Origin of the sequence: Pseudomonas sp. SH10-3B (assembly GCF_019891415.1) — a bacterium.
Classification (GTDB): Bacteria; Pseudomonadota; Gammaproteobacteria; order Pseudomonadales; family Pseudomonadaceae; genus Aquipseudomonas.
In genome coordinates this window covers 1-11,541 of the sequence record NZ_JAFLXD010000084.1, presented here as the reverse complement: position 1 = coordinate 11,541, position 11,541 = coordinate 1, and the positions used below count along the sequence as shown (strand labels likewise).

Annotated in this window: 11 protein-coding genes; 6 read left to right on the top strand and 5 right to left on the bottom strand. The window is 58.7% G+C overall.

All coding sequences use genetic code 11. From position 1 onward, the window contains the following. Window positions 1-318 precede the first annotated feature (318 nt). On the top strand, window positions 319-792 hold the full coding sequence (locus J1G35_RS29855; RefSeq protein ID WP_053140314.1) for a glycine zipper domain-containing protein: 474 nt from the start codon (window positions 319-321) through the stop codon (window positions 790-792). 144 nt (window positions 793-936) lie between these two features. Here the strand turns inward: J1G35_RS29855 and J1G35_RS29850 are convergent, their stop codons facing one another. From J1G35_RS29850 to J1G35_RS29840, 3 genes are all read right to left on the bottom strand, one after another. Beyond that, on the bottom strand, window positions 937-1,368 hold the full coding sequence (locus J1G35_RS29850; protein ID WP_053140311.1) for a thioesterase family protein: 432 nt from the start codon (window positions 1,366-1,368) through the stop codon (window positions 937-939). A gap of 23 nt (window positions 1,369-1,391) precedes the next feature. Next, entirely contained in the window at window positions 1,392-3,329 is a 1,938-nt protein-coding gene (locus tag J1G35_RS29845) for a RecQ family ATP-dependent DNA helicase (RefSeq protein WP_223016794.1), read from the bottom strand. Window positions 3,330-3,548: 219 nt separating this feature from the next. Continuing rightward, window positions 3,549-4,724 (bottom strand): tetratricopeptide repeat protein, encoded by a 1,176-nt coding sequence (locus J1G35_RS29840; RefSeq protein ID WP_223016793.1) that lies wholly within the window; start codon window positions 4,722-4,724, stop codon window positions 3,549-3,551. A gap of 176 nt (window positions 4,725-4,900) precedes the next feature. On the opposite strand from J1G35_RS29840, the gene J1G35_RS29835 reads away from it, so the two are divergent. The 4 genes from J1G35_RS29835 (at window position 4,901) to J1G35_RS29820 (ending at window position 7,838) form a co-directional block, all read left to right on the top strand. Beyond that, on the top strand, window positions 4,901-5,071 hold the full coding sequence (locus tag J1G35_RS29835; RefSeq protein ID WP_003236014.1) for a YhfG family protein: 171 nt from the start codon (window positions 4,901-4,903) through the stop codon (window positions 5,069-5,071). Next, a complete protein-coding gene (locus tag J1G35_RS29830; RefSeq protein WP_223016792.1) occupies window positions 5,071-5,670 on the top strand; it encodes a putative adenosine monophosphate-protein transferase Fic in 600 nt (199 codons plus the stop codon). The genes J1G35_RS29835 and J1G35_RS29830 overlap by 1 nt, the downstream gene beginning before the upstream one ends. Before the next feature lie 774 nt (window positions 5,671-6,444). Next, complete coding sequence (locus J1G35_RS29825) at window positions 6,445-6,801, top strand: DUF1493 family protein (RefSeq protein ID WP_223016791.1); 357 nt, start codon at window positions 6,445-6,447, stop codon at window positions 6,799-6,801. 185 nt (window positions 6,802-6,986) lie between these two features. Next, entirely contained in the window at window positions 6,987-7,838 is an 852-nt protein-coding gene (locus J1G35_RS29820; protein ID WP_223016795.1) for a DMT family transporter, read from the top strand. A 57-nt stretch (window positions 7,839-7,895) separates the two neighbouring features. Here the strand turns inward: J1G35_RS29820 and J1G35_RS29815 are convergent, their stop codons facing one another. Then, on the bottom strand, window positions 7,896-9,437 hold the full coding sequence (locus tag J1G35_RS29815) for a phosphoenolpyruvate carboxykinase (protein ID WP_053140296.1): 1,542 nt from the start codon (window positions 9,435-9,437) through the stop codon (window positions 7,896-7,898). A gap of 179 nt (window positions 9,438-9,616) precedes the next feature. Next, window positions 9,617-10,519, bottom strand: a complete 903-nt coding sequence (gene hslO, locus J1G35_RS29810) for an Hsp33 family molecular chaperone HslO (protein ID WP_223016790.1) — start codon at window positions 10,517-10,519, stop codon at window positions 9,617-9,619. A 125-nt stretch (window positions 10,520-10,644) separates the two neighbouring features. On the opposite strand from hslO, the gene J1G35_RS29805 reads away from it, so the two are divergent. Further along, on the top strand, window positions 10,645-11,448 hold the full coding sequence (locus J1G35_RS29805; RefSeq protein WP_053140291.1) for a phosphatase PAP2 family protein: 804 nt from the start codon (window positions 10,645-10,647) through the stop codon (window positions 11,446-11,448). Window positions 11,449-11,541: the final 93 nt, after the last annotated feature.

The following is an 11,541-nucleotide window of genomic DNA, read 5'->3' as shown; positions in this document are numbered from 1 at the left end:
CAAAACCTGACGCCGCGATTTGCCTGACACGCCGGGGCGGCCCTAATAGGGCTGCTTCGCAGCCCAACGCGGGGCAAGCCCGCTCGCCACAGAAAAGCTGCAAAGCTGATTGTCGTAAAAATCCGGGCACAAAAAAGGCCGCTTTTGCATAAAAGCGGCCGTTCCGAAGTAGCTAAAGACTCGCAAAAACCACTTAAGTTCCGGAGTTAAAACAGTAACTTAGAGAATTGTGTACAACTCGTGTTACTGGTCGGATTTCTATTGTAACCATGTCGATACAGCCTCAGGATCGCGCCGTCATCCTCTTGAGGTCTCTCTATGAAGTTCTCCTCGATTCTCTTGTTGTCCCTTGGCCTGGTCAGTGGCGCAGCCATGGCCGGTGGCACCACCGAAGCCGGTGTGGGCGGCGCATTGGGCGGGGTTCTAGGCTCGGTTGTCGGGCAGCAGTTGGGCGGCAATACCGGTTCGACCATCGGCGCAGCCCTCGGTGGCGCAGGTGGTAGCGCGGTCGGCGCCGATAAGCGCAGCCGCGGCGAAGCAGCCATTGGCGGCGCACTGGGCGCAGCCGGCGGCAACGTGGTGGGCCGCAGTGTCGGCGGCAGCACCGGTGCACTGATCGGCTCAGCAGCCGGCGGTGGCGCGGGTGGTGCGCTGGGCAACTACATGGGCAACAAGAGTGATGACGATGATCGTCGTAGTCGTGATAACCGCCGTTATGACCGCGATGACCATCGCGGCCGTGGCCATGCCTACGGGCATCGCAAGAACAAGCATCACTACCGTCACCGCTAAGCGCTAAAAAACAGCGCAAAACCAATGTGGGAGGGGGCTTGCTCCCGATAGCAGAGTGTCAGCCACCCGTGTACTGGCTAACCCACCGCTATCGGGAGCAAGCCCCCTCCCACATTGGGTTCCGTGGTGCCTGCAACGCCGAAGTCAGACCACCAACCGCTGCAACGCCTCGCGCAACATCCCCGGAATGGTCACCGGCTGGTTCGTCCCCCGATCCACGAACACATGCACAAAGCGCCCCGCCGCACAGGCTTCCTCTTCGCCTGCCTTGAATACAGCCAACTCGTACTGCACTGAGCTGTTGCCCAATTTGCCCACCCGCAGGCCGATTTCCAGGCGGTCGGGAAAGGCAATAGACGCGAAGTAATCGCACGCCGAACTCACCACGAACCCCACCACTTCACCGTCATGAATATCCAACCCACCCTGTTCGATCAGGTAGGTATTCACCGCCGTGTCGAAGAAGCTGTAGTAGGTGACATTGTTCACATGGCCGTACACATCGTTGTCGTGCCAGCGCGTGGTGATTGGCTGGAAGTGCCGGTAATCGGCGCGTTGTGGCATTGAGTCAGGCATGGGCACGTCTCATGAAAGTAGGGTTACAGGTCATTCAAATGGACTTGGGCCCACTCACGCACATCGGCGTAGGGATAGTCCTCCAGCGCAGCAAAACCGGGAATCCCTCGCGCCTTCAACTTGGTAAACAACGGCACGCTGATACCGCCCAGGAAACGTGTCAGCCGCTCAGCGCCCGGCAATTGGCCGGTGTGCTCATGATGCCTGTGGATAAAATCACCGCACAGCCCCATGAAGTTTTTATCCACAAGCGGCGGCAGGCTCGGCGGCACCGGCAAATGCGCGACATGGCCGTGGCACACAGAACAGTGCCCGCAGCGCTGCGGTGCATTTTCATCGCCGAAGTACTCGGCCAGCCGCTGCCCCAGGCAATGCTCGGTAGCGAACAGATCGAGCATGGCGTGAATCCGCGCCACCTCCGTCACCTCGTGCTGCTTGAAGCCTGTGTATAACTCGACGCTCAACACCTGTGGATCAAAATCGGTATCCAGCAGGCTGTAGACCTCGGTCATCTGCTTGCTTTCCAACTCGATCAGGCCTTGCTCCTGGAAGTAATCCAGGGCCTTCACCACCCGGCTGCGCTCGGCATTGTGTTGCTGGTAAAGCGCGTCGAAATCCACGGTCGCCCAGGTTTTTGCGCGCTTGCACACCTGGATGATCGCCGCGACAAACTGTTGGCGCTCGCCGGAAAAACGCGCCAGCAAGGCCTCGGGCTCGACCAGGTACTTGAAGCGATACTCGGCATAAAACGCATAGCGCGGCGCAATCACGCCCTTGAGCTCCAATTGCACCAGCAGTGTCTTCAGTGGCAGTTCACGGATGTTGCTGTGGTCCGACAGCGACCTCAGCAGGAACTCCCACTGCCCCTCACTGCGCGCCGACTGTAGTTCCTCCAGCACACGGCGGATACCGTCCTGCTCCGGCGTATCGCCATACACGAAGTTTTCCAGCACATTGAGGCTGTCGCGGTTGGCCAGCACGAGGCAGTCCGAGGGCTGCCCATCACGCCCCGCACGGCCGATTTCCTGGCTGTAGTTCTCGATGGATTTAGGCAGGTCAAAATGCACCACATTGCGGATGTCACTCTTGTCGATGCCCATGCCGAACGCGATGGTGGCGACGATGCAATTGGAGCGCCCACCCATGAAGCGCTGCTGGATGCCCTCCCGCCTGTCGTGGGGCAAGCCGGCGTGGTACGCCTCGGCCTGGATGCCGTTGCGGTTCAGATGCTCGGCAATCTGCTCGGCGGTTTTCTGCAAGGTGACGTAGACGATGCTGGGCTGGTTGGCCCGCTCGCTCATCCACTGCACCAGGCGCCGACGTTTGTCCGCACCGGCGACCGGCTCCACCAACAGGTTGAGGTTGGGCCGGTAGAAGCCCGTGGTGACCACGTCGTCCGGCGCAATGGCGAACTTGGCCTGCATGTCGGCAATCACCTTGGGCGTGGCCGTAGCCGTCAGCAGCAGCGCTTGTGGGATCTTGAACTGGCGCTGGTAGTCCGGCAGCTTCAAATAGTCCGGACGGAAGTTGTGGCCCCACTCGGAAATACAGTGCGCCTCATCCACCACCAGCAGCGAGATCTGCACACTTTGCAGAAAGTTGCGAAAGCGCTCGTTCTTCAAACGCTCCACGGAAATCATCAGGATTTTCAACTCGCCCGAACGCGCACGGGCCATCACGTCATTGGCGTCCTCGCGGCTTTGCGCCGAATCGATACTGCCCGCCGAAATACCGTGGCGTTGCAGGAAGCCCAATTGGTCCTGCATCAACGCCAACAATGGCGACACCACCAACGTCAGGTGCGGCAGCAGCACCGCCGACAGCTGATAACACAGGGACTTGCCCGACCCCGTAGGAAAAATGGCCGCAGCCGAACGACCGGCCAGTATGGCGCTGACCGTTTCTTCCTGGCCCAAACGAAACTGTGGATAACCAAAGACCTGCTGGAGGGTGTCGTGCATAAGCTGTCACTCCATTGACCGCTGAAGGTGGCTTAAAAACGTAGCCCAGTAAGCTCAGCGAATCGAGAAAGGTCGCATGGGAAAAAGAGACAGGATGATACACAGGGTGCAGCAATGGCCTTGGGCCAAATTCGACTGTGGCTATAGGAACACTGCAAACCAAATGTGGGAGGGGGGGTTGCCCCCCCTCCCACATTTCAGAACTGCACTACAGCTGAATCAGCGATTCTGCACGCGCTCAATCGCCGTGTCATACACCGGGTTGGCCTTCTGTTCCTTGGCCAACTGGTAGTGACGCAACGCATCCGGGAACTGCCCCGCTGCTTCGTAGATCCGCGCAATGTTGTAGTAGGCACCTGCACGCACGGTGGCAGCATTGGCGCCGGTGGCGAGGGCGATAGCCTTGCGGTTGGCCCAGATCGACTCGGCAGTGTTACCGGCTTTCTGATACGCCAGGCCGAGGTTGCCGTAGGCCTTGCCGAAGCCATTGTCCAACTCGATAGCCTGGCGGAACAGGTCGATGGCCTGGTCCAGCTTGCCGGCCTGGTAGGCCGCTTCACCCTGCAGGTTCAGACGCTTCGCATCGGATTGTACGGAAGAGCTGACGGTGACTGCGGTGACCGCGACGCTGTCATCCAGCAGCGGTTTGACTTCGTTGAGTACATTCGCCGCATTCACGGTCACGCCACTGAAGGTGTTGATGTCCTGGAAGTCGCCGCTGCCGGTCATGCGGAACACCGTCCACAGGTTACCGCTGCGGTTCTTGGGCACGTAGTAAGTACGCACCAGCGATTGGCCCATGTACACGAACACCTTGGCTTCGCTGTCGGACAACTGGTGCGAGCCTGGGTTGCCGCCATTGCTGTAGTCGTGCACGGCATAGACGTAGCTTTCGCCGTAGTGTTTTTTCTGCAGGGTGATGGTTTCCGGACCGTAGCTGTCAGTGTCATCCACATCCAACTCGGCGTCGGTACCCTTCTGGTTCTCGAAGTAGATGTTATTGCCGGGGAAGATCATGTGGGAGTCGAGGTCACTCGGCGTCTTGCCCCAGGTCAGCACCACACGCAGGCCGTCGAGGTTTTCCATCACCGGGCTGATGGCGTAGGTCATGCCCGCGCATGGGCACTTCACCACCAGGTTGGAGTAGCCAGGTTTCTTGATGATCAGCAGATTGCTCGCATCATCAGCGGCCTCACTGGTCAGCGTCACCTGGCCCTGGGCGTTAGTGCGACCCACCACGTTCTGTGCGCCGTTACGTTGCAGCAGCACTTCGGCATCAGCGATTTTCTGGTCCTTGACCACCGCACTGAGCACTTCGATCGGCAACTGCCCGGCCTGGACCGAAAAAGCCACCGCACACAATGACATCGCCGAAGCAACACGCAGCAAACCCATGCTCAACTCCCTTTAAGTAGCGGGCGGAAATCGCCCTACAAGATTTTGCGGTGAAACATACGCTGAATTCCGGGTGTCGGCGGATTTTTTATACAGAATGTGACGTGGTTTTTATCCCGCCTTCCCGTTGAAGCATTGCGCTACAATCAAACCTTGCTACCCAGGAGTACGCTGCGATGAGCGAACTGACGTTTGAGCAAAAACAGGATCATTACCACAAGATCCGCCGTTCCAATTACCTGGCCAGCCTGCGCCTGGAAGGGTTCGACACCCAACCGGCCGACGTCGACAAACCCCTGCCGACACGCGAAGCCGTGCTTGCCAAGTACCGCAACACCCCACGCTGATGCTCGACAAATACGGGGTGGGCCAGGATCCGTACTGCTATCCCGGTAGCAGCGTCCTGCGCAACCGCCTCGATTTGCTCGACGAAGCCCGCCTGCACCAAGCGGAGCGGGAATTATCCGAAATCGCCGTAGGCAGCCTCCCGCTCTTCCCCCCGCCCTACGACCTCGAACGCCTGCAACACATCCACCGCACGCTGTTTGGTGACATCTACGACTGGGCCGGTGAGTTGCGCAGCGTGAATATCCAGAAAGGCGACACCCTGTTCTGCACCCCGGAGCGCATCCCACCAGAAGCCGCGAAGATCGTCCGGCAGATGGCCGAGGCAAACTGGTTTGTCGGCGCCAGCCAAACCGAGTTGGTGAGCAAGATTGCCGAAGCCTATGGCGACCTCAACGTCATCCACCCTTTCCGCGAGGGCAACGGCCGGGCGCAGCGGATTTTGTTTGAACAGATCATCGTCAACGCGGGTTTTTCAGTGAACTGGTGGCTGGTCAAACACGCGGCATGGATACCGGCGAATATTGACGCGGTGGCGTGTGATTATCGGGGGTTGGAGGCGATTTTTGATCGGTGTATCAGCAGGCCTGTAGGAGAGTGATCGCTCCTCACGCTCTGCGTGGGAATGCTCTGAAGGCCAGGCACACAGCTGACCCTGTGGGCGCTGGCGAGCCTGCAATGGCGGAGCATCAGGCGACATTTTCATACCTGACCCACCGTCATTGCGGGCAAGCCCGGCTCCCATATTTGGCCAGTTTTACCTGTTGCATCGCTGCCAAGCCACAAATGCCGGAAACGGTTGTAGGAAACCTCCAAACACCGCGACATCCCCTTCCCAAACTGCTCCAAACACCCGCTTAACCCTCTACAGAAGTTACCCGTAGCTGAATGAAAATAGCGCGGTCTCAACTTTCTCGGCAGAAACCTGTGAACATCGAAAGGACTCAACACATCAGCCACTATGGCGTCATCTTCACGGTGATTCGCTTCACTGTTGTACCTGACAATCGGCATGCTTTGGCCAATCTATGCCTGCTTGAAGCAAAAACGGTGGCGCGGTCAACACTCTCAATGCATGTCTACTCGGACGAGTCTTAGTGACATGGCCCTTTACCTTCAATCCGCTTCCTTTCTCATTCTCTATTTGGTGCTGCACTACCAAATCACAGACCCAATGCTCAGAAAGCACTTCGCAGTCACATTTCTTACAACAGGCCTTATTTTGACGTGCCTACTACCCTATGTAGCGGTGATCCTCAGAATGCCCCTCCTACCTGTCTTTGTATTCTTGATAGGCTTGGCGCTCTTCATCACTCGAAACAAATACCGCCTCCAACGCAACCAGCCCCTTCACCCACTCCTGCGTGCCCCCACCATGAACCTCGCCGCCAACCTCCCCGAAGACCCCGTCATGCAGCAACTCCTGCAACTGCTGCACGAAGAAATCGGCCTGCCGAAACACAAAACCATCCGCCTGCAAACCTCACTCAATTTCGACCTGGGCTGTGACGGCAGTGAGGCCAAGCAACTCATGGAAGCGCTGGAGCAGGAATTCGCCCTCGACCTCGGCGACTACGACACTTATCGTTACTTCAACCCACCGGTCTTTGACGTGTTCCTCAAACGCCGCGGCAAGGGGCATGGCGACAAGGTCCCGCTGACCATCGGCATGCTCTACCTGGCCATCAAGACCCACAGCTGGGACACCCAAACGCTGGAGAACCTCAGTTGAGCGAACACTGGCCCGAGGCACACCGCAGACCCCATGTGGGAGGGGGCTTGCCCCCGATATCGGTATATCAGCCAGTCGATCGATGACTGACACCCGGCTATAGCGAGCAAGCCCCTCCTCCATTGGATCTAAGCTAACCTGGCAAGCCGCGCTCAAAACAACAAGGACCTTACATGGACGTAACAATGGGCCTGCTGGCCGCCCTGCTCTGGGGTGGTACGGATTTTCTCGTGGGTCTCAACGCCCGGGCCGTGGGCGTTAAGCGCGCGGTGTACTTCGGCCAGGCCCTCGGCTTCGTGATCATGACCCTGCTGCTGATCATCTTCCCCGCCTTGCTCTTCAAATCCCTGAACGCCTCGATGAGCGTCTGGCTGCTGGGCATTGCCGCCGCACTGTTCACCGTCTCCGGCGCCCTTGCCCTGTCCAAGGCCTTCGCCCTGGGCAAAGCCGCCATCGTGGCGCCGCTGGTGACGTCCTACGGCGTCGTCACCACCCTGCTCTCCTGGGCCAGCGGCGAACACATCAGCCTGATCCAACTCGGCTGCATCGCCCTGTGCGTCATCGGCGTGATCCTTTCCAGCATCCACAAGGACAATGGCATCCCGCACAACAGCTCAAACCGCTCGGTCGCCTACGCGATGCTTGCCGCGTTGCTATACGGCACCAGTTTCTGGCTACAAGGTCGCTACACACTGCCTGCGCTGGGGCCGATCACCATGCTTTGGCTCGGCTACCTGGTAGGGCTGTGCGTGCTGGTAGTGATGGTGCTGAAGATCAAGGACGGCCTGAAGATTCCGCCGCTGAAAAACTGCGCCACGCTGACAGGGGCAAGCCTGATGAACCTGGGTGGATTTTCGGCGTTTTCGTGGGGAGCGATGTCGGGGTCGGTGTCGGTGGTGACGGTGATCAGTACGTTATCAGGGGGGATTGCGGCGATTTTGGGGTATGTGTTTTTCAAGGAGCGGTTGTCGGCGGTGCAGGTGCTGGGGGTTGTGCTGGTGCTGGTCGGGGCGGTGGTCCTGCATATCGTCGACTAACCTTTCACGCACAAAAAAGCCGCCCACTAGGGGCGGCTTTTTAACAGCTTGCGAATCTTACAACTTCGGACCCGCAGCCTTGATCGCATCGCTCACTTCAAACTTCTTGAAGTTCTCGATGAACAGACCAGCCAGCGCCTTCGCAGCTTCATCGTAAGCAGCCTTGTCAGCCCAGGTGTTACGTGGGTTCAACAGGCCGGTCTCAACGCCCGGTACGGCCAATGGCACGTCGAGGTTGATGGTGTCGAGGTGTTCGGTTTCAGCACCGATCAACGCGCCGCTCTGGATCGCTGCGATCACGCCGCGAGTGGTCGGGATGTTGAAACGCTTGCCGACGCCGTAGCCGCCGCCGGTCCAGCCGGTGTTGACCAGGTAGACCTTGGAGCCGAAGCCGCGGATGCGCTTGATCAAAAGCTCAGCGTATTCGCCAGCCGGGCGTGGGAAGAACGGCGCGCCGAAGCAGGTGGAGAAGGTCGACTTGATGCCGCTGCCCGAACCCATTTCGGTCGAACCCACCAGTGCGGTGTAGCCAGACAGGAAGTGGTAGGCCGCTTGTTCTTCGCTGAGGATGGACACTGGCGGCAGTACGCCGGTCAGGTCGCAGGTCAGGAAGATCACCGCGTTTGGCTCGCCGCCCAGGTTCTTCTCGGAACGCTTGGCAACGTGCTCCAGCGGGTAGGCCGCGCGGCTGTTCTGGGTCAGGCTGACATCGGCATAGTCAGCGTGCTTGGCGTCGTCGATGACGACGTTTTCCAGCACGGCGCCGTGCTTGATGGCTTTCCAGATAACCGGCTCGTTCTTCTCGGACAGGTCGATGCACTTGGCATAGCAACCGCCTTCGATGTTGAACACCACGCCTTCGCCCCAGCCGTGTTCGTCGTCACCGATCAGGTAACGGCTTTCGTCGGCGGACAGGGTGGTCTTGCCGGTACCGGACAGACCAAAGAACAGGGTCACGTCGCCTGCTTCGCCAATGTTGGCGGCGCAGTGCATCGGCAGTACGTCGGAAGCCGGCAGCAGGTAGTTCTGCACCGAGAACATGGCTTTCTTCATTTCACCGGCGTAGCGCATGCCGGCGATCAGCACTTTTTTCTGGGCGAAGTTGAGGATCACGCAACCGTCGGAGTTGGTGCCGTCACGCTCAGGCACGCACTCGAAGTTGGCTACGTTGAGCACTTGCCACTCGTCACGACCGGCCGGGTTGTACTGGGCCGGGTTGATGAACAGGCAACGACCGAACAGGTTCTGCCAGGCAGTCTGGGTGGTCATTTTCACGGCCAGGTAGTGGTCTTCGGCAGCCCCTACGTGAACGTGGGAAACGAAATGCTCTTGCGCGTTGTTGAACGCCTCGACGCGTGCCCACAGGGCATCGAACTTGTCGGCCGGGAACTTGCGGTTGATCGGGCCCCAGGCAATGGAATCCTGGGTAGAAGGCTCTTCAACGATGAAACGGTCGACTGGCGAACGGCCGGTACGGTGACCGGTTTCTACGACCAGCGCACCGGTATCGGCAAGCACGCCTTCACCGCGCTGCAGGGCTTCTTTGACCAGATCGTCAACACTCAGATCGGTGTATACGGCGTTATTGGCTTGCGTCATGAGGTTCCCCGTCGGCCTATGGCCGAGTGCTCCAAACGTTTTGTAGTAGAAAGTTGCGCACTACTACCGCGAAAAAAGTGGGCCGGATTATGCCAGAAAAGCCCAAAAAAAGTAGGGCCCTCCCGTCAGAACACCTCTATTCCGACATTTGTCAGGTGATTTACCTGTGCTTAAACGTTTTAGTGGCGGGTGTCAGAAGGCGTGTCGATACCTGCACCAGCGAACAATTGCGCTACATCGGCAGCGTCGAACAGGTAGCGCTCGTTACAGAACTGGCAATCGATCTCGATATTTCCACCGTGTTCCACCACCAGATTCTGCGCATCTTCCAGGCCCAGGCTGACCAGGGCGTTACCCGAACGCTCGCGGGAGCAGCTGCAGTGGAAGTGCAGGGTTTGCGCATCGAACAGGCGCACGGGGTCTTCGTGGTACAGGCGGTGCAGGATGGTTTCGTTGTCCAGGCCCAGCAACTCTTCGGCTTTCAAGGTATCGGCCAAGGCAATGCAGTGCCGCCAGCTTTCAGCACGATCTTCGTCGTCCTTGATACGGTCGGCCGGCAGTTGTTGCAGCAACATGCCACGGGCGCGCTTGCCGTCGGCGTTGAGCCAGAACTTGGTGCCCACTTGCTGGGACATCACGAAATAGTTGGTGAAGCATTCCGATAGCGTTTTGCCGTCGAGGTCGACGATGCCCTGGTAACGCTGGCCTACGGTCGGGTCGACGGTGAGCGCCAGGACGCCGTTGGGCATCAGCTCGGCCAGGGTGGCGTCCGGGGCAATCTGGTCGGCTTCATAACGGGCCAGGCCACGGATTTCGCGCTCGCTGGAGCACTCGATCATCAGCAGCGGAATCGGCCCTTCGGAACGGGCTTGCAGGATCAGCAAACCGTCGAACTTCATAGTGCCCACCAGCAACGCTGCGGCTGCCATCAGCTCACCGAGCAGTTGCGCGACCGGCTCCGGATAGGGGTGCTTGGCGAGGACTTCGGCGTAGCTGCGCTCCAACGACACCATTTCGCCGCGGGCGTCGCTCTCGTCGAAGATGAAGCGTTGGGTGAAGTCGGTATCCGGTAGATCAGTCATAGGTCTGGGTATCTGAATTGATGACAAATTGATTACAAGGTTTATAAAATTAAACGCTTTAGCACCAATTTGGTGCGGCTTTCTCCTGGAAACAGAGAGCTGAATAGAGCGAAGAGGGACAGTTTATGAACAATCCGGGTTTGTTCCAAGCCAAGTGGAACCTCCGGCAATGGGCACTTTGCAATCTACTCGCTATCGGGTTGCTGTGTTTTTGGCTGTGGCCCACGGGCCAGATGATGTGTGTGCTTTTCGACGAGTGGCTGTTTCATCTGCTCAATGATCCGCTGGCGAGCAGCTCAACGTGGCTGCACGTATGGGCCGTAGCCAGTTTGCGGCCTTTTGATGCAGTGGTCGGAGTAATCCTGCTGATGCTACTGATTCGTGGCGACTGGGTCTTCAAGGCCGTGCAGGTACGCCAGGCACTGTTAGGTTTTGTCGGCATTTTGTTGCTGTTGTTGTTTATCCGCATGCTGTTTTCCAAACTCGCGGCGCAGATGGGCTGGCAGCACAGCAGCCCGTCGATGGTAATCGCCGGGGCGATCCAGATGAGTGACTATTTCCCCGGGCTGGAGAAGACCTGGGAGCTGAAGGACCGCTCAAGCCAAAGCTTCCCAGGGGATCATGCTTCGGTGCTGTTGATCTGGGGGATGTTCATGACGGTGTTCGCCAAGCGCATCGGCCAGGTGCTGGTGATCTGGGGCCTGGCGCTGTTGTTTATGATGCCGCGGCTGGTGGCGGGTGCCCATTGGGGGCAGGACGATTACATCGGCGGTGTGCTGCTGGCGCTGTTGGCGTTGGGCTGGGGGTATTACACGCCGTTTGCGGCGAAGGTGTCGGGGGTATTGCTGCGGGTGACAGCCCCGGTATTCAGGCTGTTTGAGCGGGTACCGCTGATTGATCGACTTAGCGTCGTAAGGGCAGCGGACTGACCTGTGGCGAGCGGGCTTGCCCCGCGTTGGGCTGCGAAGCGGCCCTAAAACCAACCACCTCGATGTGCCTGAAAAAATGTGGAGGGTCTGGAT

Excerpts from the sequence above, each read along its gene's own strand:
- J1G35_RS29815 (WP_053140296.1), bottom strand. The coding sequence starts at position 9,437 with ATGACGCAAGCCAATAACGCCGTATACACCGATCTGAGTGTTGACGAT.
- J1G35_RS29850 (WP_053140311.1), bottom strand. The coding sequence starts at position 1,368 with ATGCCTGACTCAATGCCACAACGCGCCGATTACCGGCACTTCCAGCCA.
- J1G35_RS29840 (WP_223016793.1), bottom strand. The coding sequence starts at position 4,724 with ATGGGTTTGCTGCGTGTTGCTTCGGCGATGTCATTGTGTGCGGTGGCT.
- hslO (WP_223016790.1), bottom strand. The coding sequence starts at position 10,519 with ATGACTGATCTACCGGATACCGACTTCACCCAACGCTTCATCTTCGAC.
- J1G35_RS29830 (WP_223016792.1), top strand. The coding sequence starts at position 5,071 with ATGCTCGACAAATACGGGGTGGGCCAGGATCCGTACTGCTATCCCGGT.
- J1G35_RS29820 (WP_223016795.1), top strand. The coding sequence starts at position 6,987 with ATGGGCCTGCTGGCCGCCCTGCTCTGGGGTGGTACGGATTTTCTCGTG.
- J1G35_RS29805 (WP_053140291.1), top strand. The coding sequence starts at position 10,645 with ATGAACAATCCGGGTTTGTTCCAAGCCAAGTGGAACCTCCGGCAATGG.
- J1G35_RS29855 (WP_053140314.1), top strand. The coding sequence starts at position 319 with ATGAAGTTCTCCTCGATTCTCTTGTTGTCCCTTGGCCTGGTCAGTGGC.
- J1G35_RS29845 (WP_223016794.1), bottom strand. The coding sequence starts at position 3,329 with ATGCACGACACCCTCCAGCAGGTCTTTGGTTATCCACAGTTTCGTTTG.
- J1G35_RS29825 (WP_223016791.1), top strand. The coding sequence starts at position 6,445 with ATGAACCTCGCCGCCAACCTCCCCGAAGACCCCGTCATGCAGCAACTC.
- J1G35_RS29835 (WP_003236014.1), top strand. The coding sequence starts at position 4,901 with ATGAGCGAACTGACGTTTGAGCAAAAACAGGATCATTACCACAAGATC.